Genomic DNA, 24,811 nt, shown 5'->3' with positions numbered 1-24,811 from the left:
TTCCGCACGCTCCGTGTCCAGACTGCCTGCAACAATGACGCCTGATGGGGCAGGCTCTGAGACGATTTTTGTCGCAGTATAACGGAAACTAACATGCTACAGGTCTATCTTGTTCGTCACGGTGAAACGGTATGGAATGCGGAACGCCGCATTCAGGGGCAATCCGACAGTCCGCTGACGGAAAAAGGTGAGCAACAGGCTTATCAGGTGGGTGAGCGCGTGAAGCATCTGGGCATCACGCACGTGATTGCCAGCGATCTGGGGCGTACGCGCCGCACCGCGGAAATTATTGCGGATGCCTGCGGATGCACAGTGACGCTGGATCCGCGGCTGCGTGAGCTGAATATGGGCGTGCTGGAGAAGCGTCCGCTGGATGGCTTAACGGCGGAGGAAGAGCAGTGGCGCGCCACGCTGGTCAACGGCACCGAAGGCGGTCGTATTCCAGAAGGCGAGTCGATGACGGAGATGGCAACGCGCATGCACGCCGCGCTGAATGCCTGCCTTGAACTGCCTGCCGGAAGCCGTCCCCTGCTGGTCAGTCACGGTATGGCGCTGGGATCGCTGGTCAGCACGATTCTCGGTCTGCCCGCGTATGCGGAACGTCGCCTGCGACTGCGTAACTGCTCAATCTCACGTGTCGATTATCAGCAGAGTGCCTGGCTGGCAGAAGGGTGGATTGTGGAGACGGCAGGGGATATTTCCCATCTTGACGCGCCTGCGCTCGACGAGCTGCAACGCTGATGTCGTGAAAGCTGCCGTCCACAGACGGCAGCCCTGACCTTAGCTGGCGACGGTCTGGCGGCGAATCGGAATCAGGTATTCGCACCGGATCTCAGTCGGTGGCTCAGCGCGCTTTTTACCACCATCGGTATAAAAGCGTTCGATGTCCTGTCCCTGACGACGGGTCAGTCCCAGCGTTGGCATGCAGGTGCCGTAAAGCAGCAGGATAAATTCCTGCAGATTGACGCGCGGGCCGTTGTAGGTGAACTGCACGTAATCGCCCGCTTCCAGAATAACACTCTGTCCGGAGTGCAGGTTGACCGCGCTGTCAGCAGGCACCGCCGTGGTGTAGAGAATCTCCTGCTCATCATCTTTATCCTGGCTGGCACGCACCTGATGCAGGCCATACAGCACCGGCGGAACCGTGTCCGTTTCCAGCAGGAACTGCTTCCAGAAGTGAATCCGCATCTCGTCGCGATAGCTGGATATCTGCTCCAGAATACAGGTGTAGTTCTGGGTTTGTCCCACCAGTACCGTTTCCGGCAGGGTAACGAAAGCTGGTTCCGGCTGCGTCTCATCGTCCAGGCGAATCGGGGGACGAATACCGAATGAGTTCCAGTCAGAAGAGCGACGATACCAGGCCGGTGTCTGAGCAAACTGCTTTTTGAATGCGCGAGTAAAAGTCTGCTGTGAATCAAAACGATACTGCAGGGCGATGTCCAGAATCGGGCGACTGGTCAGGCGCAGCGCGACAGCAGCTTTCGACAGACGACGCGCACGGATATAGGCACCTATTGCGTGACCGGTTACGTCCTTGAACATCCTTTGTAAATGCCATTTAGAGTAACCGGCTTTCTGGGCAACATTGTCCAGTGAAAGGGGTTGATCCAGATGGCTCTCCAGCCAGACAAGCAAATCGCGAATGATACCGGCTTGGTCCATAAAACATCCTCATACTCTGGTGGTGCAGCTAAACGCATTCGAAGAATATTAGCACTCATTGCTCAAAAGACGTGGGCCGTTTTCCGGGGAAGGTTGTGCTAAATCAGTACGGGCTTAAACCCGTTTTGGTTTGGTCATTAGTTCGATTAACAGTACATTACATTCTCATCTATTCCATTTGCAATGGTAACTCCATGACAATAACGCGTCTTATGATCGCTGCGCTGACCACGCTCACCTTTTCCAGCCCGCTGCTTGCCGAACAGATTGGCTCTGTTGATACGGTATTCAAGATATTCGGGCCTGACCACAAGATCATTGTTGAAGCATTCGATGACCCGGACGTTAAAAATGTAACCTGTTATATCAGCCGGGCGAAGACCGGCGGCATTAAAGGCGGACTGGGGCTGGCAGAAGATACCTCTGATGCCGCGATTTCCTGTCAGCAGGTAGGTCCGGTCGAACTGAGTGATAAAATTGCGCAGGGCAAAGCGGAGGGCGAAGTGGTCTTCCGCCAGCGCACCTCTTTAATCTTCAAGAAGCTGCAGGTTGTACGCTTCTTCGACAAAAAGCGCAATGCTCTGGTCTATCTGACCTACTCCGATAAAGTGGTCGATGGTTCACCGAAAAATGCGCTCAGCGCCGTGCCGATTATGCCGTGGCACTGATTAAACTGCGGTATTGAGCATAAAAAAAACGCCCGCAGGGGCGTTTTTTATTTATCGCATCTGACAGTGGATTAATCCTGCAGATCGCCACAGAAGCGATAACCTTCACCATGGATGGTGGCGATGATCTCAGGCGTGTCCGGCGTGGATTCGAAATGCTTGCGGATACGACGGATGGTGACATCAACGGTGCGATCGTGCGGCTTAAGGTCGCGGCCGGTCATTTTTTTCAGCAGATCGGCACGGGTCTGAATTTTGCCTGGATTTTCGCAGAAGTGCAGCATGGCGCGGAACTCACTGCGTGGCAATTTGTAGTGCTCGCCGTTCGGGTTGATCAGTGAGCGGCTGTTGATATCCAGCTCCCAACCGTTAAATTTATAACTCTCTACCTGACGGCGCTCTTCGCCTGGCATCGCCAGGTTCATGGTGCGTGACAGCAGGTTGCGGGCACGAATGGTCAGCTCACGCGGATTAAACGGTTTGGTGATGTAGTCATCGGCGCCAATTTCCAGACCAAGAATTTTATCGACTTCGTTGTCACGGCCGGTCAGGAACATCAGGGCGACATTGGCCTGCTCACGCAGTTCACGGGCCAGCAGCAGGCCGTTTTTACCGGGCAGGTTGATGTCCATAATAACCAGGTTAACATCATTGTCGGTCAGCACCTGATGCATTTCAGCACCATCAGTCGCCTCGTACACCACATAACCTTCCGCCTCAAAAATGCTCTTGAGGGTATTACGCGTGACCAGTTCGTCTTCAACGATAAGAATGTGCGGGGTCTGCATGTTTAGCTACCTAAAATTTGCCAACAAATTGAAAACAGGGCGTACAGCGGTATGGCGTTCTCCATCATCGAGAGCGGCGGGCCGCGCTGAACCGTTGTACGAAATCATATTTTGATAAGCCATCTATCAACGTCAACAACAGGTTTAGCTCAGCCAGTCAGGATGAAAATTGCATGCCCCGGGCGTTAATGATAATGGCGCATATCCTAACTGTATTAACAGCAACCTAACAGCACCAACTACAACCGATAAGCATAAAAACAACGCTTCGTTGACTTATATCAAATGCAATTGTAGCACGTTAACACTTTTGTGAAAAACTTCTCGCAGATTGCCTGTTTAGCTCACAAAAAGCATCATTTTCGTTACATTTATTGCGCTTGTGACCCAAAATGAAACTAGTGGGTAATCACATTCTATCTCTTTGAAGTTAAATAGATTAATAATGCTTTCTTTAATAAGGCTGGTTTCGGCGATAAAAATATTCAGGACATCACTTTTCACTGGTTTTAACATTGTTAACACCCGATTTTCTTATTACCTTCTGACAACTGAATCATTAACAGCCATGTTAATATGGCGTTATGTAAATGGACCAATGGAATAAATATGCTTTTTCCCCTGATTCTCGTCTCGCCCGCGCGGCCAGAAAATATCGGCGCTGCGGCGCGTGCCATGAAAACCATGGGATTCAGCCAGCTGCGCATCGTTGCCAGCGACGCCTGGCAGGATCCGGCAGCGCGCCGGGTAGCCCATGGCGCGGGTGAGATCCTCGATAATGTTCAGACCTTTGCTACCCTGGCCGAGGCTTTAGCAGATATCGATTTTTCGGTCGCGACGACGGCGCGCAGCCGGGCAAAGTTCCGTTACTACGCCACACCCGAACAGGTTGAAACGCAACTGCTGGAAAAGCGTCAGTGGGTCAACAGCATGGCGCTGGTGTTTGGCCGCGAAGATAGCGGGCTGACCAACGAGGAGCTGGAGCAGGTCGATCTGCTCACCGGCATCCCGATGGCAAATGACTATCCCTCACTGAATCTCGGTCAGGCGGTGATGGTCTACTGCTATCAGCTGTCGAAGCTGAATCAGGTTGAAGCGCCGGTCGCGTCAGCCGCCGACGGGCAGCAGCTGCAGGCGCTGCGTCAGCGTTTCCATCAGCTGCTGGCGCAGCTCGACGTCAGTGATGATGAGAAACTCTCAGACTGGATCGATCAGCGGGTGGGTCTGCTGGAACAGCGTGACAGCGCGATGCTGCATCGTCTGCTGCACGATATTGAAAAAAAACTCACAGATAAATCCTCGGCAAAAAGTTGATTTTACAGCAACAGATCGCAGGGAATGTCTGCATTGCAAACGATCGAGCAGCGTTTTACGGTTTGATCGGAGGCTGTGCGCAGTGGTGGAAAACTGTCCGCCGGACAAATCGGGTTGACATAATGTGCGCTTTGCTTTACTTCTGGAAGCAAGACGGACAGACAAAAACAGACAGAAAATAAATCTAAATGCGTAAAATCAGCCTGAACACCACAATTATTACCACCACCATTACCTCAGGTAACGGTGCGGGCTGACGCATACAGGAAAAACAGAAAACAAGCCCGCACCTAAACAGTGCGGGCTTTTTTTTCGGCTTAAATTCAGGAGAGTTAATATTATGCGAGTGCTGAAATTCGGCGGGACCTCGGTAGCGAATGCGGAGCGTTTCCTTCGCGTCGCTGACATTCTGGAAAGCAATGCGCAACAAGGACAGGTTGCAACCGTGCTCTCTGCACCTGCGAAGATCACCAACCATCTGGTGGCGATGATTGAAAAAACCATCAGTGGTCAGGACGCTTTGCCGAATATCAGCGACGCCGAACGCATCTTCAGCGAGCTGCTGCAGGGGCTCGCAGCCGCGCAGCCGGGCTTTGAGTTCGATCGACTGAAAACCCGCGTTGACCTGGAGTTTGCGCAGCTGAAGCAGGTACTGCACGGCATCAGCCTGCTGGGCCAGTGCCCGGACAGCGTCAACGCAGCGATTATCTGTCGTGGTGAAAAACTCTCGATTGCAATCATGGAAGCGCTGCTGCAGGCGCGCGGTCATGAGGTCAGCGTGATTGATCCGGTCGAGAAATTGCTGGCGGTCGGCCACTACCTCGAATCCACTGTCGATATCCCTGAATCAACCCGCCGTATTGAAGCGAGTCAAATCCCGCCGCAGAACATGATCCTGATGGCTGGCTTTACCGCCGGTAACGAGCGCGGCGAGCTGGTAGTGCTGGGCCGTAATGGCTCCGATTATTCAGCAGCTGTGCTGGCCGCCTGTCTGCGCGCCGACTGCTGCGAAATCTGGACCGATGTGGATGGCGTCTATACCTGCGATCCGCGTCAGGTGCCGGATGCACGCCTGCTGAAGTCAATGTCCTATCAGGAGGCGATGGAGCTCTCCTATTTCGGTGCCAAGGTGCTGCATCCCCGCACCATCGCGCCGATTGCCCAGTTCCAGATCCCGTGCCTGATCAAAAACACCGCCAATCCGCAGGCGCCCGGCACGCTGATTGGTGCCGAAGGCGAACAGGATGAGAGCCCGGTTAAAGGCATCACCAACCTGAATAATATGGCGATGGTCAACGTCTCCGGTCCCGGCATGAAAGGGATGGTCGGGATGGCGGCCAGAGTCTTCGCGGCGATGTCGCGCACCGGTATCTCGGTGGTGCTGATCACTCAATCCTCTTCCGAATACAGCATCAGTTTCTGCGTGCCGCAGAGCGAGCTGGCGCGGGCGCGTCACGTGCTGGAAGAAGAGTTCTATCTTGAGCTGAAAGATGGCCTGCTGGATCCGCTGGATATCATTGAAAACCTGGCGGTGATTTCGGTGGTGGGCGATGGCATGCGTACCCTGCGTGGCATCTCAGCGAAATTCTTCTCGGCGCTGGCACGCGCCAATATCAATATCGTGGCGATCGCACAGGGCTCCTCGGAGCGCTCTATCTCGGTGGTGGTAAATAATGATGAAGTGATCACCGGCGTGCGCGTGGTGCATCAGATGCTGTTCGCCACCGATCAGGTGATCGAAGTGTTTGTGGTCGGTGTCGGCGGTGTCGGCGGAGCGCTGCTGGATCAGTTACATCGCCAGCAGGCGTGGCTGAAGCAGAAGCATATTGACCTGCGGGTCTGCGGCATTGCGAACTCGCATGCGCTGTTAACAAACGTCCACGGCATTGATTTAAGCAACTGGCAGGCGGCACTCGCCGAAGCGAAAGAGCCGTTCAATCTCGGACGCCTGACCCGCCTGGTGAAAGAGTATCACCTGCTTAATCCGGTCATTGTGGATTGTACCTCCAGCCAGGCCGTTGCCGATCAGTACGCGGATTTCCTCAGCGAGGGCTTCCACGTGGTGACGCCGAACAAAAAGGCCAACACCTCCTCCTGGAATTACTATCAGCAGATGCGCGCCGCCGCCGCCAAATCGCGTCGTAAATTCCTTTATGATACCAACGTCGGGGCCGGGCTGCCGGTGATCGAAAACCTGCAGAACCTGATGAACGCGGGTGATGAACTGCTGCGCTTCTCCGGTATCCTTTCGGGATCGCTGTCGTTCATCTTCGGCAAGCTGGATGAAGGGGTTTCGCTGTCGCAGGCAACGAACATGGCGTGTGAGATGGGCTTTACCGAGCCCGATCCGCGTGACGATCTCGCTGGCACCGATGTGGCGCGTAAGCTGCTGATTCTGGCACGCGAAGCAGGCCATCAGCTGGAGCTGAGTGATATTGAGATTGAGCCGCTGCTGCCCGCCAGCCTGGTCGACATTCAGGATGTGGAGCAGTTTATGCAGCGTCTGCCTGAGCTGGATAACGCCTTTGCCGACCGCGTTGCACAGGCGCAGAATGAGGGCAAAGTCCTGCGCTACGTGGGCGTGATTGAAGAGGGCGGTGTCTGCAAAGTGAAGATCGACGCCGTTGACGGCAACGATCCGCTCTATAAAGTGAAAAACGGCGAAAACGCCCTGGCGTTTTACAGCCGCTACTATCAGCCGATTCCGCTGGTGCTGCGCGGATACGGTGCAGGAAATGATGTCACAGCGGCCGGTGTCTTTGCCGATCTGCTGCGCACGCTGTCATGGAAGTTGGGAGTTTAATCATGGTAAAAATTTACGCACCTGCCTCGATTGGTAACGTCAGCGTCGGCTTCGATGTGCTGGGCGCGGCGGTTTCGCCGGTAGATGGCTCCCTGCTGGGTGACTGCGTCTCCGTTGAAGCGGCAGAGCAGTTTTCACTGACCAACGCCGGACGTTTTGTCAGTAAGCTGCCTGCCGATCCTAAAGAGAATATCGTTTATCAGTGCTGGCAGCGTTTCTGCGAGGCGATTGGCAAAGAGATCCCGGTGGCGATGACCCTGGAGAAGAATATGCCCATCGGCTCCGGTCTGGGATCCAGCGCCTGCTCGGTAGTGGCCGGTTTAATGGCGATGAATGAGTTCTGCGGCAAGCCACTCAGCGACAGCACGCTACTGACGCTGATGGGTGAGCTGGAAGGGCGGATCTCCGGCAGCGTACATTATGATAATGTCGCTCCCTGCTTCCTCGGCGGCATTCAGCTGATGCTGCAGGAAAATGACATCATCAGCCAGGCGGTGCCGGGCTTTGACGACTGGCTGTGGGTGATGGCCTATCCGGGCATTAAAGTGTCGACTGCCGAAGCGCGCGCCATTTTACCGGCGCAGTACCGCAAAGAGGACTGTATTAAGCATGGCCGCCTGCTGGCCGGCTTCATTCACGCCTGCCATACGCGTCAGCCGCAGCTGGCAGCTAAACTTATGCAGGATGTGATTGCCGAACCTTACCGGACCCGGCTGCTGCCAGGCTTCGCCGAGGCGCGGCAGGCCGCGAAAGAGATTGGCGCACTGGCGTGCGGCATCTCCGGCTCTGGTCCGACACTTTTCGCCGTTTGCAATCAGATGGAAACGGCACAGCGGATGGCTGACTGGCTGAGCCAGCACTATCTGCAGAATGATGAAGGCTTCGTCCATATCTGCCGTCTCGACACGGCTGGCGCACGACAATTGGGATAACGCATGAAACTCTACAATCTTAAGGATCACAACGAGCAGGTCAGCTTCGCCCAGGCGGTGAAACAGGGTCTGGGATCGCAGCAGGGTTTGTTCTTTCCGCTGGAACTGCCAGAGTTTGAACTGACCGACATCGACGCGATGCTGGAGATGGATTTTGTCAGCCGCAGCAGCAAAATTCTCTCGGCTTTCATTGGCGACGAGATTCCGGCCCATCAGCTGCATGAGCGTGTTAAAGCCGCTTTTGCTTTTCCGGCCCCGGTGAAAGCCGTCAGCGAAGATATCGCCTGTCTGGAGCTGTTCCACGGTCCGACGCTGGCGTTTAAAGACTTCGGCGGCCGTTTCATGGCGCAGATGCTGTCGTATGTCTCAGGCTCAGATGAGCAGATCACTATTCTGACCGCCACCTCCGGTGATACCGGTGCGGCCGTGGCGCACGCGTTCTACGGCATGAAGAACGTGCGTGTGGTGATCCTCTATCCGCAGGGCAAAATCAGTCCGCTGCAGGAGAAACTCTTCTGCACCCTGGGCGGCAACATTGAAACTATCGCTATCGACGGCGATTTCGATGCCTGCCAGTCGCTGGTGAAACAGGCATTTGATGATGAAGAGCTGAAAAAGACGATTGGTCTGAACTCGGCGAACTCTATCAACATCAGCCGCCTGCTGGCGCAAATCTGCTACTACTTTGAAGCGGTCGCGCAGCTGCCGCAGGAAAAACGTAATCAGCTGGTGGTCTCCGTGCCGAGCGGCAACTTTGGTGATTTGACCGCCGGTCTGCTGGCGAAATCGCTGGGCCTGCCGATCAAGCGCTTTATCGCCGCCACCAACGCCAATGACACGGTGCCGCGCTTCCTGGGCAACGGCGAATGGCAGCCTAACCTGACGGTCTCTACACTGTCGAATGCGATGGACGTCAGCCAGCCGAACAACTGGCCGCGTGTGGAAGAGCTGTTCCGCCGTAAAACCTGGCGCTTAACCGATCTCGCCTGTGGTGCGGTCTCTGATGAGACCACGCGCGCCGCAATGCGTGAACTGGCTGAAATTGGCTATGTTTCTGAGCCGCATGCTGCCATCGCCTGGCGTCTGCTGCGCGATCAGCTGCAGGAAGGGGAATATGGTGTGTTCCTTGGGACCGCGCACCCTGCGAAATTCCGCGAAAGCGTGGAAGCGATCCTTGAACAGACCCTGACGCTGCCGCCAGAGTTAGCGGAGCGTGCCGATCTGCCGCTGCTGTCGCACGAGATGAAGGCGGACTTCGCCTCACTGCGTGCGTTCCTGCTGAAGTAGTACTGTGAATGGCTTCCCGGTGACGGGAAGCCCATTTGCAGAGAGTACATTTCGCGCGGGGTACTACTGCTCCGCGCGCTTAAAGACCAGCTCGCTCTCGCTGCTGCTGGCCGCATCAAAACGATAGCCATCCAGATCAAACGCCTTAAGCTGCTCCGGCTTTGTCAGGCGCTGCTGAATCACATAGCGGCTCATCAATCCACGCGCCTTTTTGGCATAGAAGCTAATCACTTTGTAGCTGCCGTTCTTCTCGTTGAGGAATACCGGCTTAATCATTTGTGCCTTCAGCGTCTTCGGCTTAACTGCTCTGAAATATTCGTCCGAGGCGAGGTTAATCAGTACCTCATCACCCTGTTCTGCCAGCGCGGCATTCAGCGTTTCAGTGATGAGATCGCCCCAGAAGGTGTAAAGATCTTTGCCCGCCGGATTCGCCAGGCGAATCCCCATCTCCAGCCGGTAAGGCTGCATGAGATCGAGCGGACGCAGCACGCCATACAGGCCTGACAGCATGCGCAGGTGCTGCTGAGCAAAGCTGAAATCCTCATCACTGAAGGTTTCGGCCTGCAGACCCGTGTAGACATCTCCTTTGAACGCCAGAATGGCCTGACGGGCATTCTGCGGAGAAAAATCGGGTTGCCAGCTGTTAAACCGTTCGGCATTGAGGTGCGCCAGTTTGTCGCTGATACCCATTAACGAGGCGATGCTGGCGGGTGACAGATCGCGCGCAATCTCAATCAGCTGTTGTGATTTTTCTAACAGCGCAGGCTGGGTAAAACGCGTGGTCGCCAGCGGGCTTTCATAATCGAGCGTCTTGGCAGGAGAGATCACCATCAACATTGTTGCTTCCTCGGTTAATGCCTGGTTTAACAGGGCATTGGCTGCTTATCAGGCTTTGCAGTGTACCAAAAAAGCCGCAAAGAATGACGAATCACACCTATTTGTTCGCGCTATCGTAAACGGCATTCCCTGACCTTGCGCCACCGTTGGCGCGTGATATTATCCCAACAGCCTTTTTTCACACTGACAGTTAACTAAGAGAAAAGAACATGACGGACAAACTTACCTCCCTGCGCCAGCTCACCACCGTCGTCGCCGACACCGGTGATATCGCAGCTATGAAGCTGTATCAGCCGCAGGACGCTACCACCAACCCTTCTCTGATTCTTAACGCCGCACAAATCCCTGAATACCGTAAACTGATCGATGAAGCGATCGGCTGGGCGCGTGAGCAGAGCAGCAACAAAGAAGAGCAGCTGCAGCTGGTTTCTGACAAGCTGGCCGTGAACATTGGTCTGGAAATTCTGAAACTGATCCCAGGCCGTATCTCGACTGAAGTCGATGCGCGTCTCTCTTACGACACTGAAGGCAGCATCGCGAAAGCCCGCAGCCTGATCAAACTTTACAACGATGCCGGTATCAGCAATGACCGCATTCTGATCAAACTGGCCTCTACCTGGCAGGGAATCCGCGCTGCAGAGCAGCTGGAAAAAGAGGGTATCAACTGTAACCTGACCCTGCTGTTCTCCTTTGCTCAGGCGCGTGCCTGTGCCGAAGCGGGCGTGTTCCTGATCTCTCCGTTCGTTGGCCGTATTCTCGACTGGTACAAAGCCAACACCGATAAGAAAGAGTATGCCGCGCACGAAGATCCAGGTGTGGTTTCAGTCTCTGAAATCTACAACTACTACAAGCAGCACGGCTATGAAACCGTGGTGATGGGCGCGAGCTTCCGTAACGTCGGCGAAATCATTGAGCTGGCTGGCTGTGACCGACTGACCATTTCGCCTGCGCTGCTGAAAGAGCTGGCAGAGAGCGAAGGGACCCTGGAGCGTAAACTGAGCTACAGCGGCGAAGTGAAAGCGCGTCCGGCCCGCATGACCGAGTCTGAGTTCCTGTGGCAGCACAACCAGGATCCAATGGCGGTGGCTAAGCTGGCAGAAGGTATCCGCAACTTTGCCGTTGATCAGGGCAAACTTGAGAAGATGCTGGCAGAACTGCTGTAATCTGCTGACCGTGGCGGCGCAGGCTGCCACGGTTTTCTCTTTTCCGACCCTTTCACTTTATATTATCCTTTCTGCTATTCCCCTTTTACTCCACCGCACCGCGGTAAATCACAGCGAAGCTCATCATGAATACATTACGCATTGGCCTGATCTCGGTCTCCGATCGCGCCGCGAACGGCATCTATCAGGATCAGGGGATCCCCGCGCTGGAGAGCTGGCTTGGCAGCGCAATCAGCAGCCCGTTTGAGATTGAGTCCCGGCTGGTGCCCGACGAGCAGCCGATGATTGAGCACGCCATTTGCGAGCTGGTCGATGAACGCTTTTGCCATCTGGTGTTAACCACCGGCGGCACCGGTCCGGCCCGACGCGATGTCACGCCCGATGCCACCCTGGCCGTGGCCGATCGGGAAATGCCCGGCTTTGGTGAGCAGATGCGTCAGATCAGCCTGCAGTTCGTGCCGACCGCGATTCTGTCGCGTCAGGTTGGGGTAATCCGCAAACAGTCGCTAATTCTCAATCTGCCGGGTCAGCCGAAGTCGATCAAAGAGACGCTGGAAGGGCTGAAGGATGAGCAGGGCAAGGTAAAGGTTCACGGTATCTTTGCTTCTGTACCTTATTGTTTACAGCTGCTGGAAGGACCTTACGTTGAAACGCATCCCGACGTGGTAGCAGCATTTCGGCCTAAAAGCGCCATCCGTGAGATAAATAACTAAATATTCCGCATTTCAGGCATAAGCTATAGTCCTGCTGGTGTGGCAAAAGATTGACGATATAGTAAGGGTATCTTTACAACCTTGTCTCTTTTGCCTCTGGACTATTATGAATCCGACTTACACACAGCGTCTGACCGGTAAGGATTACAAAACCCTGGCGCTGGCCGCGCTGGGCGGCGCGCTGGAATTTTACGACTTCATCATCTTTGTCTTCTTCGCCACCGTGATTGGCGAGCTCTTCTTTCCCTCCGATATCCCGGAATGGCTGCGTCAGCTGCAGACGTTTGCCATTTTTGCCGCAGGCTATCTGGCACGCCCGCTGGGCGGCATCGTGATGGCGCATTTTGGCGATAAGCTCGGACGCAAAAAGATGTTCAGCCTGAGTATTCTGCTGATGGCGCTGCCAACCCTGATGATGGGCGCTTTACCCACCTGGCAGACGATTGGCATTGCTGCGCCACTGCTGATGCTGTTGATGCGGATGTTGCAGGGTGCGGCGATTGGTGGTGAAGTGCCAGGTGCGTGGGTGTTTGTCGCTGAGCACGTGCCTTACAAACGTATCGGCATCGCCTGTGGCACGCTGACGGCCGGGCTGACCATCGGCATTTTACTGGGCTCGCTGGTGGCGACGCTGATTAATACCTCGATGTCGCAGCAGGCGATTCATGACGGCGGCTGGCGTATTCCGTTCTTCCTCGGTGGCGTATTTGGTCTGATCGCCATGTACCTGCGGCGCTGGCTGCATGAGACGCCGGTCTTTGTTGAGATGCAGCAGCGTAAAGCGCTGGCTGAAACGCTGCCGCTGAAGACTGTGCTGGCGGAGCATAAAAAGTCGATTGTCATCTCCATGCTGCTGACCTGGCTGCTCTCCGCCTGCATTGTGGTCGTGATCCTGATGTCGCCGGTCTGGCTGCAGAAGCAACTGGGCATCGCGCCCGCGCTGACCCTGCAGGCCAACAGCATCGCCACCGTGATGCTCTGCATTGGCTGCATTGTTGCCGGACTCGCTGTCGATCGTTTTGGTGCCAGTCGTACGTTATGTGTCGGCAGCCTGCTGCTGGCACTCTGTAGCTGGCAGTTCTATCACCTGACTGCTCTCTATCCGCAGCAACTCTTTCTGCTCTATGGCGTGGCGGGCCTGAGCGTCGGTATTGTCGGCGTCGTGCCCTTTGTGATGGTGCGCGCCTTTCCGGCAGAGGTGCGTTTTACCGGCCTCTCGTTTTCCTACAACCTTTCCTATGCCATCTTTGGCGGGCTGACCCCGATCTTTGTGTCGCTGCTGATGAACGTCTCCGTGATGGGGCCGTGCTGGTATGTGATAGCGCTGGCGCTGGTGGGATTGCTGACCGGTATCTGGCTGCGGCGTGATGTCAGCCATGAGCCGGAGCTGCAGCAGGGCATTAAGACGTTGTAACAGGGAAACGCGGAGCCAGGCTCCGCGTCTTTTTCAGGTGTGAAGCACGCTTAAAGCACCTTTGCGCCAATCGGCAGAAGAGTGCGGCCAAAGGTTTCGTTCAGCACTTCACCCATTGCCAGATAGCAGGCGCTGGCACCGCAGAGGATTCCGACCCAGCCCGCAGACACGACCAGCGAAGGCTGGTGCAGAAGGTGAGCTACGGCCAGCAGAAGAAACAGCAGGGTGAGCGAGCCAAAGACAAACTGCAGCATCCGCGCACCTTTCAGCGTGCCGATAAACATAAACAGCGTGAAGATGCCCCACAGTGCCAGCCACGCCCCCAGGAAGCGTTCGTCAGGCGCTTTCGCCAGACCCATCTGCGGTAACAGCAGGATCGCCACAAAGCTTAACCAGAACATGCCGTAAGAGGTAAAGGCGGTCAGCCCAAAGGTGTTGTTCTTTTTAAATTCCAGCAGACCGGCCAGCACCTGCGCGATCCCGCCATAAAAAATCCCCATCGCTAAAATTGCCACGTCCATGTCAAACAGACCCGTGTTGTGCAGGTTCAGCAAAATGGTTGTCATGCCAAATCCCATTAAGCCCAGCGGGGCAGGATTAGCCAGCGTTGAATTTGCCATAGTTCCTCGGCAGTAAGATGATCGTTAATGAAATAAAAGGACTTCAGCCTGCTCACAGAAAGGAGCAAGGCGACGCATCATATTCAGTGGGTTAACCCTGTTCTTTGATCCCGGCAGGGCCAGAGGTAGAAAAATTTTTTTTGGTTTAGCCCTTGATGCGCATCGAAGCGGCCCCATTTACTTGTCATCGAGCGTTGTGAACGTTGGAAAAAAAGCATGTGCTGGCAGGTTGAATGCAAACAACCCGCCCACATAAAAGGTTCACAACCCAAATTGGCAACGAATTTAAGTGGGAGATGTTTAGATGGGTAAGATTATTGGTATTGACCTGGGTACAACCAACTCTTGTGTTGCGATCATGGATGGCACTAAAGCACGCGTGCTGGAAAATGCCGAGGGCGATCGCACCACGCCTTCAATTATTGCGTATACACAGGATGGCGAAATTCTGGTTGGTCAACCGGCTAAACGTCAGGCAGTGACCAACCCGCAGAATACCCTGTTCGCAATCAAGCGTCTGATCGGTCGTCGTTTCCAGGACGAAGAAGTGCAGCGTGATATTAAAATCATGCCATACAAAATCACCGGCGCTGACAACGGCGACGCCTGGCTGGAAGTGAAAGGTCAGAGAATGGCACCACCGCAGATCTCTGCTGAAGTGCTGAAGAAAATGAAAAAGACCGCCGAAGATTACCTCGGTGAGCCAGTGACCGAAGCGGTTATTACCGTACCGGCCTACTTCAACGATGCGCAGCGTCAGGCGACCAAAGATGCCGGCCGTATCGCGGGTCTGGAAGTCAAACGTATCATTAACGAACCGACTGCTGCTGCACTGGCATACGGTCTGGATAAAGGCCAGGGCAACCGCACCATCGCGGTTTATGACCTGGGTGGCGGTACCTTCGATATCTCAATCATCGAGATCGACGAAGTTGACGGCGAAAAAACCTTTGAAGTTCTGGCAACCAACGGTGATACCCACCTGGGTGGTGAAGACTTCGACAGCCGCCTGATTAACTATCTGGTTGCTGAATTCAAGAAAGACCAGGGCATCGATCTGCACAACGATCCACTGGCGATGCAGCGTCTGAAAGAAGCGGCAGAGAAAGCTAAAATCGAACTTTCTTCTGCACAGCAGACTGACGTTAACCTGCCATACATCACGGCAGATGCGACTGGTCCTAAGCACCTGAACATCAAAGTGACCCGCTCTAAACTGGAGTCACTGGTTGAAGATCTGGTTGCACGCTCAATCGCGCCACTGAAAGTTGCGCTGCAGGATGCGGGCCTGTCTGTATCAGACATCAACGACGTTATCCTGGTGGGTGGTCAGACCCGTATGCCACTGGTTCAGGCGAAAGTGACCGAATTCTTCGGTAAAGAGCCGCGTAAAGACGTGAACCCGGACGAAGCCGTTGCCGTTGGTGCTGCTGTTCAGGGTGGTGTACTGGGTGGCGACGTGAAAGACGTGCTGCTGCTGGACGTTACCCCGCTGTCACTGGGTATCGAAACCATGGGTGGCGTGATGACTTCGCTGATCAGCAAGAACACCACCATCCCAACCAAGCACAGCCAGGTCTTCTCGACGGCTGAAGATAACCAGTCAGCCGTGACCATTCACGTGCTGCAGGGTGAGCGTAAGCGCGCCAATGACAACAAGTCACTGGGCCAGTTCAACCTCGACGGTATCCAGAACGCGCCACGCGGTATGCCACAGATCGAAGTCACCTTTGACATCGATGCGGATGGTATCCTGCATGTATCGGCGAAAGACAAGAACAGCGGTAAAGAGCAGAAGATCACCATCAAAGCCTCTTCAGGTCTGAGCGATGAAGAGATCCAGAAAATGGTGCGTGATGCAGAAGCGAACGCTGAATCTGACCGCAAGTTCGAAGAGCTGGTACAGACGCGTAACCAGGGCGACCAGATTGCCCACAGCACGCGTAAGCAGCTGGACGAAGCAGGCGACAAACTGTCAGCTGATGACAAAGCGCCAATCGAAGCCGCTCTGGCCGCGCTGGAAACTGCGCTGAAAGGCGAAGACAAAGCGGAAATCGACGCCAAAATGCAGGCGCTGATGGAAGTGTCCGGCAAACTGATGGAAGCAGCACAGCAGTCTCAGGCGGGTGCAGCGGATGCCGGTGACGCGTCAGCGAAGAAAGATGACGACGTTGTCGATGCTGAATTCGAAGAAGTGAAAGACAACAAGAAATAATTGCCCCTGACCGGGCGCGACGGTTGGCCTGACAGCCGTTGAAACCAGCACGGGCGTAGGAGATCTCTCCACGCCCGTGCGATCATGTTAAGGGCTAAAAAAACATGGCGAAGAGTGATTACTACGAGATTTTAGGCGTCGCCAAATCCGCGGACGAGCGTGAAATCAAAAAGGCTTACAAACGCCTGGCAATGAAATTCCACCCGGACCGCAATCCCGGTGACAAAGAAGCCGAAGCTAAATTCAAAGAGGTCAAGGAAGCCTACGAAATCCTGACCGATGCGCAGAAGCGTGCGGCCTACGATCAGTATGGTCATGCAGCCTTTGAACAGGGCGGCATGGGTGGCGGTGGATTCGGCGGCGGCGGCTTTGGTGGCGGCGGTGCTGACTTCAGCGATATCTTTGGCGACGTATTCGGTGACATCTTTGGTGGTGGACGCCGTCAGCGCGCCTCCCGTGGCGCCGATTTACGCTACAACATGGAGCTGTCGCTGGAAGAAGCGGTACGCGGCGTGACCAAAGAGATCCGCATTCCAACCCTGGAAGAGTGTGATGTCTGCCACGGCAGCGGCGCGAAAGCGGGAACGCAGCCACAAACCTGTTCAACCTGTCACGGTGCAGGCCAGGTGCAGATGCGCCAGGGCTTCTTCACCGTTCAGCAGGCCTGTCCGACCTGTCATGGTCGCGGCTCGGTGATTAAAGACCCGTGCAACGCCTGTCATGGTCACGGCCGCGTCGAGAAGTCGAAAACGCTGTCAGTGAAAATCCCGGCAGGAGTGGACACTGGCGATCGTATTCGTCTGAGTGGTGAAGGTGAAGCAGGTGAGCAGGGCGCACCAGCCGGCGATCTTTACGTTCAGGTATCGGTGAAGAAACACCCGATCTTCGAGCGTGAAGAGAACAATCTCTACTGCGAAGTGCCAATCAACTTTGCGATGGCAGCGCTGGGCGGCGAGATTGAAGTGCCGACACTGGATGGTCGCGTGAAGCTGAAAGTGCCGTCAGAAACCCAGACCGGCAAGCTGTTCCGCATGCGTGGACGTGGCGTCAAATCTGTCCGTGGCGGCGCAGTCGGCGACCTGTTATGCCGTGTCGTGGTGGAAACACCGGTCAGCCTGAATGAGAAACAGAAAGCACTGTTGCGTGAACTGGAAGAGAGTTTTGGCGGCCCTAGCGGTGAGCATAACAGCCCACGCTCTAAGAGCTTCTTCGACGGCGTGAAAAAATTCTTTGATGACCTGACCCGTTAAGTTCATCCTCCTGAAAAGCCAGCGCCTGCCGCTGGCTTTTTTTTGCCTGCACTTCTCAATTCGCTATTTCCGAATGATTCCCGCCAAATAAACTGTTTTTTTCGAGCTGTTGTTACCGCTATTCTTAGGGCCTTTGATTGACCTCTGGATTAAGGACAACGCGTGTGAATATCAGACTAAAAAAACTCCTTGAAAGCGATGCCACCGGCGGTGTGGTGCTGATTATCGCTGCCGCACTGGCGATGCTGCTGGCCAACAACGACGCCACGCAACAGGGATATCGCGATCTGCTGGCGATTCCGGTGGAGTTTCGCTTTGGCGCGCTTGATATCAGCAAAGACCTGCTGCTGTGGATTAACGATGCGCTGATGGCGCTGTTTTTCCTGATGGTGGGACTGGAGGTCAAACGCGAACTGGTGATGGGTGCGCTGGCTAAACGTGAACAGGCGCTGTTCCCGCTGATTGCGGCGCTGGGTGGCATGATCGCCCCGGCGATCATTTTTCTGCTGTTTAACGGTGCCGATGCCGCCACCCGAAGCGGCTGGGCGATCCCGACCGCCACCGATATTGCCTTTGCGCTGGGCATCCTGGCACTGCTGGGAAGCCGCGTGCCGCCTGCTCTGAAAATCTTCCTGATGGCGCTGGCGATTATCGACGATCTCGGGGCTATCATCATTATCGCGCTGTTCTACACGCATCACCTTTCGATGGCCTCGCTGGGCGTTGCCGCCGCTGCCATTGCCGTGCTGGCGCTGATGAACCTGCTTAACGTGCGCAATACCGGTCTCTATCTGCTGGTGGGGCTGGTGCTGTGGGTGGCGGTACTGAAGTCGGGTGTCCATGCGACGCTGGCTGGCGTCGTGGTCGGCTTCCTGATCCCGCTGGCGAAGAAAGAGGGCCACTCTCCGGCGATTCATCTTGAGCATGCGCTGCATCCCTGGGTGCGCTGGGTGATCCTGCCACTGTTTGCCTTTGCCAATGCGGGTGTGTCACTGACGGGCGTTTCGTTCGGCAGCCTCTTCTCGCTGCTGCCGCTGGGCATCATGGCCGGGCTGCTGATTGGCAAGCCTCTGGGCATTACGCTGTTCTGCTGGCTGGCAGACAAAACCGGCATAGCCAGGCTGCCGGAAAATACGCACATTAAAGATATTGCGGCGGTAGGGGTGCTGTGCGGTATTGGTTTCACCATGTCGATATTTATCGCCTCGCTGGCCTATGGCGACATCAGTGCTGAACTGATGACGCTGGCGAAGCTGGGGATTCTGTCAGGCTCGATTCTGTCGGCGGTGCTGGGCTATGTGATCCTTGGCTGGCGTCTGAAGCAGCGTGCGGCGTAGGGCATCCTGTGGCGCACATTAATTACAATCACCTCTACTACTTCTGGCACGCCTGCCGTGCGGGGTCGATTGCGGGTGCTGCAGAGGCCCTCTCGCTGACGCCACAGACCATTACCGGGCAGATTAAGGCGCTTGAAGAACGCCTGCAGGGCAAGCTGTTCCGGCGTCAGGGGAGGGGGCTGGTGCCGACAGAACTGGGGCAACTGGTGTTCCGCTACGCTGATCGCATGTTTATGCTGGGTCAGGAGATGCTGGATATCGTTAACTACCGCAAAGAGTCCCATCTGCTGCTGGATGTTGGCGTGGCAGATGCGCTCTCTAAACAACTGGTCAGTAAGGTGCTGGAGACCGCGGTGGTGGCAGAGGAGAAGATTCACCTGCGTTGCTTTGAGTCGACTCACGAAATGCTGCTGGAGCAGCTCAGTCAGCATAAGCTGGATATGATTATCTCTGACTGCTCCATCGATCCAACCCAGCAGGAAGGGCTGTTTTCGGTGAAGCTGGGGGAGTGCCCGATCAGCTTCTGGTCCGCGCAGCCGATCACCGATCTCTCTTTTCCGGCCTGCCTTGAGACGCATCCCCTGCTGATTCCGGGTCGCCGCTCGATGCTGGGGCGCAAAATCCTCAACTGGATTACGACCCAGGGGCTGCAGGTGGAGATTCTCGGTGAGTTTGATGATGCGGCACTGATGAAGGCGTTTGGTGCGCGGCAGAATGCGATTTTTGTAGCAGCAGCGCTGGACAGGGATCAGCTGGAGGGGAGTTATGAAGTTGGCCGGCTCGATGCGGTGTCAGAGGAATATCACATACTCTTCGCCGAGCGGATGATTCAGCATCCGGCGGTGCAGCGTCTCTGTCACGCTGACTTCAGCGGACTCTTTCCCCGCCAGAGTACAGACGAAAAAAAACCGGCGTAAGCCGGCTTTTTCAACAAAGCGATTAACAACGGGCGATTAAGCCAGTTTGTTGATCTGTGCAGTCAGGTTTGATTTATAACGTGCAGCTTTGTTTTTGTGGATCAGACCTTTAGCGGCCTGACGATCCACGAGTGGTTGCATTTCATTGAATGCGTTCTGCGCAGCAGCTTTGTCGCCTGAAGCGATCGCCGCGTATACTTTCTTAACGAAGGTACGCATCATTGAGCGGCGGCTAGCGTTATGCTTGCGGCGTTTCTCAGATGTTACGGCGCGTTTCTTAGCTGATTTGATATTAGCCAAGGTCCAACTCCCAAATGTGTTCTATAGAGACAAATCAAAGGCCGAGGACTATGCCCTTCTAACCTGATTTTGTCAATGGATTTGTGCAAATAAGCGTCGCTCTATGAGCAGCACTCGGTTACGTATTTGATGGCGCAAGATTCTACCAGCTTCCCCTCACTGAATACAGTATTTCGCGACAAAATTCTTAACATGCGCATCTGCAACAGGAAATGCAGCACCTAAAGCATGAAAGGCGTGCTGACGGGTTAACCTGAGTCGCTTTCAAGGGTATAATCCGCCGATTTCCACCGGTTTGGGCCAGCCATGAAGTTTATCCGCGGTATTCATAATCTTAACGAGCAGCATCGCGGCTGCGTTCTGACCATTGGTAATTTCGATGGCGTACACCGCGGGCATCAGGCGCTGATGTCCCGTCTGTGTGAAGAGGGACGTAAGCGTAATCTGCCGGTCGTGGTCATGGTGTTTGAGCCACAGCCGCTGGAGCTGTTTGCCGGTGATAAAGCCCCGGCACGCCTGACGCGCCTGCGTGAAAAACTGCGCTATATGGCGGAAGCCGGCGTCGATAAAGTGCTGTGTGTGCGATTTGACCGTCGCTTCGCAGCCCTGTCCGCCCAGCGTTTTATCAGTGACCTGCTGGTCGACAAGCTGGACGTAAAGTATCTCGCGGTAGGCGATGATTTCCGCTTCGGTGCTGGTCGCCAGGGGGATTTCCTGTTATTACAGAAAGCCGGTGCGGAGTATGGTTTTGAGGTCGTGAGCACCGAAACCTTCTGTGACGGCGGGAGGCGAATCAGCAGCACCGCCGTGCGTCAGGCACTGGCCGCAGATGATTTAGCGCTGGCGCAGTCGCTGTTAGGGCATCCTTTCACTATTTCCGGCCGCGTCGTGCACGGTGATGCACTGGGACGCACGCTGGGTTTCCCCACTGCGAACCTTCCTTTACGCCGCAGCGTCTCACCGGTGAAAGGGGTTTATGCGGTGGAGGTTCAGGGTCTTACGCCCGAGCCACTGCCGGGTGTTGCCAATATCGGCACCCGTCCGACCGTAAAAGGTTTACGCCAGCAGCTTGAAGTTCACCTGCTCGACATCAATATGGATCTCTATGGTCGTCACATTGATGTGGTGCTGAAACAGAAAATACGAAACGAGCAGCGCTTTGCCTCACTGGAGGCGTTGAAAGAACAAATTGCGAACGATGTGGTAACGGCCCGGCAGTTCTTTGGGCTGCTTTAACCTGAGCGAAAAACGGAATCGAGAATCTGATGAGTGACTATAAATCTACCCTGAATTTGCCGGAAACGGGATTCCCGATGCGTGGCGATCTGGCCAAACGCGAACCGGGAATGTTGCAACGCTGGTATGCCGACAACCTGTACGGCATTATCCGCGAAGCCAAAAAAGGGAAAAAAACCTTTATCCTGCATGATGGCCCTCCGTATGCGAACGGCAGCATTCATATTGGTCACTCTGTTAACAAGATTCTGAAAGACATTATCGTCAAGTCGAAAGGCATGGCGGGTTATGACTCGCCGTATGTGCCGGGATGGGACTGTCACGGTCTGCCAATCGAACACAAAGTTGAGCAGATGATCGGCAAGCCAGGCGAGAAAGTCACCGCCGCTGAATTCCGTGCCGCGTGCCGCAAATATGCCGCTGAACAGGTTGAAGGCCAGAAGGCAGACTTTATCCGTCTGGGCGTGCTGGGCGACTGGGATCGTCCTTACCTGACCATGGACTTCGGCACCGAAGCCAACATCATCCGTGCGCTGGGTAAAATCATCGGCAACGGCCACCTGCACAAAGGCGCGAAGCCGGTGCACTGGTGCCTGGATTGCCGTTCAGCCCTGGCAGAAGCGGAAGTCGAGTATTACGACAAAACGTCACCGTCAATTGATGTGATGTTCAACGCCATCGACGCCGACGCGGTGCGTCAGGCATTTGGCGTAGCACAGGTCAATGGCCCGATCTCACTGGTGATCTGGACAACGACGCCGTGGACATTACCGGCTAACCGCGCCATCTCTCTGCATCCTGAATTTGAATACCAGCTGATCCAGATCGAGGGACGCGCCCTGATCCTGGCGAAAGAGCTGGTTGAGAGCGTCATGAAGCGCGCCGGTGTCAGTGAATGGCAGGTACTGGGCGAATGCAAAGGCGCTGCGCTGGAGCTGCAGAAATTCCAGCACCCGTTCCTGGCGATTGAGTCGCTGGTGGTGCTGGGCGATCACGTGACGCTGGACGCGGGTACGGGTGCAGTTCACACCGCACCTGGCCACGGTCCGGATGACTACGTCATCGGTCAGAAATATGGCATCGAAACGGCGAATCCGGTCGGACCGGATGGCAGCTACCTGCCCGGCACCTATCCGACGCTGGATGGGATTAACGTCTTCAAAGCTAACGACATGATCGTTGAGCTGCTGAAAGAGAAAGGCGCACTGCTGCACGTTGAGAAACTGCTGCACAGCTACCCGCACTGCTGGCGCCACAAAACGCCGATCATCTTCCGCGCCACGCCGCAGTGGTTCATCAGCATGGATCAGAAAGGACTGCGTGCGCAGTCGCTGAAAGAGATCAAAGGCGTGCAGTGGATCCCGGACTGGGGCCAGGCGCGTATCGAATCGATGGTGGCGAACCGTCCTGACTGGTGTATCTCCCGTCAACGCACCTGGGGCGTGCCAATGGCGCTGTTCGTTCATAAAGAGAGTGAAGAGCTGCACCCGGACACGCTGGCGCTGATGGAGAAAGTGGCGCAGCGCGTTGAGCAGGAAGGCATTCAGGCCTGGTGGGATCTCGACCCGCGCGAACTGATGGGCGACGACGCCGATCATTACGTCAAAGTGCCGGATACGCTGGATGTCTGGTTCGACTCCGGTTCTACCAGCTACTCCGTTGTGGATGCGCGTCCGGAATTTGGCGGACATGCACCTGACCTCTATCTGGAAGGTTCCGATCAGCATCGCGGCTGGTTTATGTCCTCGCTGATGATCTCCACGGCGATGAAGGGCAAAGCGCCTTATCGTCAGGTACTGACGCACGGTTTCACCGTGGATGGTCAGGGCCGCAAGATGTCGAAGTCGATCGGCAATACCGTTGCGCCGCAGGATGTGATGAACAAGCTGGGCGCTGATATTCTGCGTCTGTGGGTGGCCTCAACCGACTACTCGGGTGAAATGGCGGTCTCCGATGAGATCCTCAAGCGCTCTGCCGATGCCTATCGTCGTATCCGTAACACCGCACGCTTCCTGCTGGCTAACCTCAGCGGCTTCAACCCGGCCACCGATCTGGTAAAACCGGAAGAGATGGTCGTCGTGGATCGCTGGGCAGTGGGTCGCGCACAGGCGGCACAGGCCGATATCGTTGCCTCTTATGAGAACTACGATTTCCACGAAGTGATCCAGCGTCTGATGCAGTTCTGCTCGATTGAGATGGGCAGCTTCTATCTCGACATCATCAAAGATCGTCAGTACACCGCGAAAGGCGATGGCCTGGCACGTCGCAGCTGCCAGACCGCGCTGTGGCACATCGTCGAAGCGCTGGTGCGCTGGATGGCACCGATCATGTCCTTTACGGCGGATGAGATCTGGGGCTACCTGCCAGGTGAGCGTGCGCAGTATGTCTTCACCGAAGAGTGGTATCAGGGTCTGTTTGGCCTGGCGGAAGATGAAGCGCTGAATGACGCCTACTGGGCTGAGCTGCTGAAAGTGCGTGGCGAAGTGAACAAGGTAATCGAGCAGGCGCGTGCGGATAAACGTATCGGTGGCGCGCTGGAAGCCACGGTGACGCTGTATGCCGATCCGGAACTGGCGGCTAAGCTGCAGGCGCTGGGCAATGAGCTGCGCTTTGTGCTGCTGACCTCTGGCGCACAGGTGGCGGATTACGCCCTGGCGAACGACGAAGCGCAGCAGAGTGAAGGGCTGAAAGGTCTGAAAATCGCGCTGCACAAGGCGGAAGGCGAGAAATGTCAGCGCTGCTGGCATTACACTACCGACGTCGGACAGAATCCTGAGCATGCTGAGGTCTGTGGTCGTTGTTACACTAACGTAGCCGGTGACGGCGAACAGCGTGAATTTGCCTGATGCGTAAACCTATTTTATCAACCGGATTGCGCTGGCTGTGGCTGGTGCTGGTGGTGATTGTTGTGGACTTCGCCAGTAAGCAGTGGGTGATGAACAACATGATGCTGCATGAAACCCAGCCGCTGATGCCTTATCTGAATCTTTTCTACGCGCACAACTATGGCGCGGCGTTCAGTTTCCTGGCGGACAAAGGCGGCTGGCAGCGCTGGTTCTTTGCGGGCATCGCACTGGCTATCGTGATCTCGCTGATGGTGATGATGTATCGCAATCACGCCAGTCAGAAGATCGCGAACATCGCCTATGCGCTGATCATTGGCGGCGCGATCGGCAATCTGTTCGACCGCTCATACCATGGCTTTGTGGTCGATTTTATCGATTTCTATGTCGGTAACTGGCACTTCGCTACATTTAATATCGCTGACTGCGGCATCTGTATTGGTGCGGCATTAGTGGTGCTGGAGGGCTTTTTCAGCCCGAACGGCAAACAGGCTAAACAGAAAGGGTAAGTG

22 protein-coding genes and 1 other annotated feature are annotated in these 24,811 nt (G+C 55.3%); of the genes, 17 read left to right on the top strand and 5 right to left on the bottom strand.

From position 1 onward, the window contains the following. The first annotated feature begins 93 nt into the window (after nt 1–93). The gene (gpmB, locus tag EGO56_RS16170; protein WP_013356707.1) at nt 94–741 is read left to right on the top strand and encodes a 2,3-diphosphoglycerate-dependent phosphoglycerate mutase GpmB; all 648 of its coding nucleotides are present in this window, start codon (nt 94–96) and stop codon (nt 739–741) included. Nucleotides 742–780: 39 nt separating this feature from the next. Here the strand turns inward: gpmB and robA are convergent, their stop codons facing one another. After that, nucleotides 781–1,662, bottom strand: coding sequence for an MDR efflux pump AcrAB transcriptional activator RobA (robA, locus tag EGO56_RS16165; RefSeq protein WP_135910159.1), 882 nt, complete (start codon nt 1,660–1,662; stop codon nt 781–783). 194 nt (nt 1,663–1,856) lie between these two features. On the opposite strand from robA, the gene creA reads away from it, so the two are divergent. Continuing rightward, nucleotides 1,857–2,330, top strand: a complete 474-nt coding sequence (creA, locus tag EGO56_RS16160; protein WP_033731476.1) for a protein CreA — start codon at nt 1,857–1,859, stop codon at nt 2,328–2,330. Nucleotides 2,331–2,401: 71 nt separating this feature from the next. On the opposite strand, the gene arcA is transcribed toward creA, so the two are convergent. Further along, complete coding sequence (gene arcA / locus EGO56_RS16155) at nt 2,402–3,118, bottom strand: two-component system response regulator ArcA (protein WP_010253677.1); 717 nt, start codon at nt 3,116–3,118, stop codon at nt 2,402–2,404. 609 nt (nt 3,119–3,727) lie between these two features. On the opposite strand from arcA, the gene EGO56_RS16150 reads away from it, so the two are divergent. From EGO56_RS16150 to thrC, 5 genes are all read left to right on the top strand, one after another. Continuing rightward, complete coding sequence (locus tag EGO56_RS16150; RefSeq protein ID WP_033781810.1) at nt 3,728–4,432, top strand: tRNA/rRNA methyltransferase; 705 nt, start codon at nt 3,728–3,730, stop codon at nt 4,430–4,432. A 188-nt stretch (nt 4,433–4,620) separates the two neighbouring features. Continuing rightward, nucleotides 4,621–4,689, top strand: a complete 69-nt coding sequence (gene thrL / locus EGO56_RS16145) for a thr operon leader peptide (protein ID WP_071822204.1) — start codon at nt 4,621–4,623, stop codon at nt 4,687–4,689. Next, nucleotides 4,628–4,746 (top strand) — a sequence feature (Thr leader region). Its footprint overlaps the gene before it by 62 nt. Nucleotides 4,747–4,772: 26 nt before the next feature. Then, nucleotides 4,773–7,235, top strand: coding sequence for a bifunctional aspartate kinase/homoserine dehydrogenase I (gene thrA / locus EGO56_RS16140; RefSeq protein WP_135910157.1), 2,463 nt, complete (start codon nt 4,773–4,775; stop codon nt 7,233–7,235). Between the two features lie 2 nt (nt 7,236–7,237). After that, nucleotides 7,238–8,167 carry a homoserine kinase gene (thrB, locus tag EGO56_RS16135; protein WP_013356712.1) on the top strand — a complete coding sequence of 310 codons (930 nt, stop codon included), beginning with the start codon at nt 7,238–7,240 and terminating at the stop codon, nt 8,165–8,167. Nucleotides 8,168–8,170: 3 nt separating this feature from the next. Continuing rightward, on the top strand, nt 8,171–9,454 hold the full coding sequence (gene thrC / locus EGO56_RS16130; protein WP_033731486.1) for a threonine synthase: 1,284 nt from the start codon (nt 8,171–8,173) through the stop codon (nt 9,452–9,454). Nucleotides 9,455–9,517: 63 nt separating this feature from the next. On the opposite strand, the gene yaaA is transcribed toward thrC, so the two are convergent. Next, nucleotides 9,518–10,291, bottom strand: coding sequence for a peroxide stress protein YaaA (gene yaaA / locus EGO56_RS16125; RefSeq protein WP_135910155.1), 774 nt, complete (start codon nt 10,289–10,291; stop codon nt 9,518–9,520). A 209-nt stretch (nt 10,292–10,500) separates the two neighbouring features. Here yaaA and tal point away from each other — a divergent pair, with 209 nt between their 5' ends. The 3 genes from tal to EGO56_RS16110 all read left to right on the top strand — a co-directional run bounded on the left by tal (nt 10,501) and on the right by EGO56_RS16110 (nt 13,581). Continuing rightward, complete coding sequence (gene tal, locus EGO56_RS16120; RefSeq protein ID WP_013356716.1) at nt 10,501–11,454, top strand: transaldolase; 954 nt, start codon at nt 10,501–10,503, stop codon at nt 11,452–11,454. A gap of 125 nt (nt 11,455–11,579) precedes the next feature. Then, on the top strand, nt 11,580–12,167 hold the full coding sequence (gene mog, locus EGO56_RS16115; RefSeq protein WP_033731492.1) for a molybdopterin adenylyltransferase: 588 nt from the start codon (nt 11,580–11,582) through the stop codon (nt 12,165–12,167). 106 nt (nt 12,168–12,273) lie between these two features. Further along, the gene (locus tag EGO56_RS16110; protein WP_135910153.1) at nt 12,274–13,581 is read left to right on the top strand and encodes an MFS transporter; all 1,308 of its coding nucleotides are present in this window, start codon (nt 12,274–12,276) and stop codon (nt 13,579–13,581) included. Nucleotides 13,582–13,631: 50 nt separating this feature from the next. Here EGO56_RS16110 and satP read toward each other — a convergent pair whose 3' ends face one another. Then, a complete protein-coding gene (gene satP / locus EGO56_RS16105; RefSeq protein ID WP_135910151.1) occupies nt 13,632–14,201 on the bottom strand; it encodes an acetate uptake transporter in 570 nt (189 codons plus the stop codon). Between the two features lie 304 nt (nt 14,202–14,505). Here satP and dnaK point away from each other — a divergent pair, with 304 nt between their 5' ends. The 4 genes from dnaK (at nt 14,506) to nhaR (ending at nt 19,920) form a co-directional block, all read left to right on the top strand. Beyond that, nucleotides 14,506–16,416 carry a molecular chaperone DnaK gene (gene dnaK, locus EGO56_RS16100; protein WP_013356720.1) on the top strand — a complete coding sequence of 637 codons (1,911 nt, stop codon included), beginning with the start codon at nt 14,506–14,508 and terminating at the stop codon, nt 16,414–16,416. Between the two features lie 104 nt (nt 16,417–16,520). Next, entirely contained in the window at nt 16,521–17,666 is a 1,146-nt protein-coding gene (gene dnaJ, locus EGO56_RS16095; RefSeq protein WP_135910149.1) for a molecular chaperone DnaJ, read from the top strand. 164 nt (nt 17,667–17,830) lie between these two features. Continuing rightward, nucleotides 17,831–19,003, top strand: a complete 1,173-nt coding sequence (gene nhaA / locus EGO56_RS16090) for a Na+/H+ antiporter NhaA (protein ID WP_135910147.1) — start codon at nt 17,831–17,833, stop codon at nt 19,001–19,003. Nucleotides 19,004–19,011: 8 nt separating this feature from the next. Then, nucleotides 19,012–19,920: a transcriptional activator NhaR gene (nhaR, locus tag EGO56_RS16085; protein WP_135910145.1), complete on the top strand. Its 909-nt coding sequence runs from the start codon at nt 19,012–19,014 to the stop codon at nt 19,918–19,920. 36 nt (nt 19,921–19,956) lie between these two features. Here the strand turns inward: nhaR and rpsT are convergent, their stop codons facing one another. Continuing rightward, a complete protein-coding gene (gene rpsT, locus EGO56_RS16080) occupies nt 19,957–20,220 on the bottom strand; it encodes a 30S ribosomal protein S20 (RefSeq protein ID WP_008925553.1) in 264 nt (87 codons plus the stop codon). 306 nt (nt 20,221–20,526) lie between these two features. Between rpsT and ribF the strand changes: the two genes are divergently transcribed. From ribF to lspA, 3 genes are read left to right on the top strand one after another with little or no spacing between them, the layout of a single operon-like run. Further along, on the top strand, nt 20,527–21,456 hold the full coding sequence (ribF, locus tag EGO56_RS16075; RefSeq protein WP_135910143.1) for a bifunctional riboflavin kinase/FAD synthetase: 930 nt from the start codon (nt 20,527–20,529) through the stop codon (nt 21,454–21,456). Between the two features lie 29 nt (nt 21,457–21,485). Further along, complete coding sequence (ileS, locus tag EGO56_RS16070; protein ID WP_135910141.1) at nt 21,486–24,302, top strand: isoleucine--tRNA ligase; 2,817 nt, start codon at nt 21,486–21,488, stop codon at nt 24,300–24,302. After that, nucleotides 24,302–24,808, top strand: coding sequence for a signal peptidase II (lspA, locus tag EGO56_RS16065; protein WP_061061572.1), 507 nt, complete (start codon nt 24,302–24,304; stop codon nt 24,806–24,808). Before ileS ends, lspA begins: the two co-directional genes overlap by 1 nt. The last annotated feature ends 3 nt before the right edge of the window (nt 24,809–24,811 follow it).

It is taken from the genome of Pantoea vagans (assembly GCF_004792415.1).
Taxonomy (GTDB): Bacteria; Pseudomonadota; Gammaproteobacteria; order Enterobacterales; family Enterobacteriaceae; genus Pantoea; species Pantoea vagans.
This window is presented reverse-complemented; position numbering and strand designations above follow the sequence as displayed.

Excerpts from the sequence above, each read along its gene's own strand:
- arcA (WP_010253677.1), bottom strand. The coding sequence starts at position 3,118 with ATGCAGACCCCGCACATTCTTATCGTTGAAGACGAACTGGTCACGCGT.
- dnaK (WP_013356720.1), top strand. The coding sequence starts at position 14,506 with ATGGGTAAGATTATTGGTATTGACCTGGGTACAACCAACTCTTGTGTT.
- mog (WP_033731492.1), top strand. The coding sequence starts at position 11,580 with ATGAATACATTACGCATTGGCCTGATCTCGGTCTCCGATCGCGCCGCG.
- ribF (WP_135910143.1), top strand. The coding sequence starts at position 20,527 with ATGAAGTTTATCCGCGGTATTCATAATCTTAACGAGCAGCATCGCGGC.
- dnaJ (WP_135910149.1), top strand. The coding sequence starts at position 16,521 with ATGGCGAAGAGTGATTACTACGAGATTTTAGGCGTCGCCAAATCCGCG.
- thrC (WP_033731486.1), top strand. The coding sequence starts at position 8,171 with ATGAAACTCTACAATCTTAAGGATCACAACGAGCAGGTCAGCTTCGCC.
- yaaA (WP_135910155.1), bottom strand. The coding sequence starts at position 10,291 with ATGTTGATGGTGATCTCTCCTGCCAAGACGCTCGATTATGAAAGCCCG.
- thrA (WP_135910157.1), top strand. The coding sequence starts at position 4,773 with ATGCGAGTGCTGAAATTCGGCGGGACCTCGGTAGCGAATGCGGAGCGT.
- EGO56_RS16110 (WP_135910153.1), top strand. The coding sequence starts at position 12,274 with ATGAATCCGACTTACACACAGCGTCTGACCGGTAAGGATTACAAAACC.
- EGO56_RS16150 (WP_033781810.1), top strand. The coding sequence starts at position 3,728 with ATGCTTTTTCCCCTGATTCTCGTCTCGCCCGCGCGGCCAGAAAATATC.
- lspA (WP_061061572.1), top strand. The coding sequence starts at position 24,302 with ATGCGTAAACCTATTTTATCAACCGGATTGCGCTGGCTGTGGCTGGTG.
- robA (WP_135910159.1), bottom strand. The coding sequence starts at position 1,662 with ATGGACCAAGCCGGTATCATTCGCGATTTGCTTGTCTGGCTGGAGAGC.
- gpmB (WP_013356707.1), top strand. The coding sequence starts at position 94 with ATGCTACAGGTCTATCTTGTTCGTCACGGTGAAACGGTATGGAATGCG.
- ileS (WP_135910141.1), top strand. The coding sequence starts at position 21,486 with ATGAGTGACTATAAATCTACCCTGAATTTGCCGGAAACGGGATTCCCG.
- thrB (WP_013356712.1), top strand. The coding sequence starts at position 7,238 with ATGGTAAAAATTTACGCACCTGCCTCGATTGGTAACGTCAGCGTCGGC.
- creA (WP_033731476.1), top strand. The coding sequence starts at position 1,857 with ATGACAATAACGCGTCTTATGATCGCTGCGCTGACCACGCTCACCTTT.
- satP (WP_135910151.1), bottom strand. The coding sequence starts at position 14,201 with ATGGCAAATTCAACGCTGGCTAATCCTGCCCCGCTGGGCTTAATGGGA.
- tal (WP_013356716.1), top strand. The coding sequence starts at position 10,501 with ATGACGGACAAACTTACCTCCCTGCGCCAGCTCACCACCGTCGTCGCC.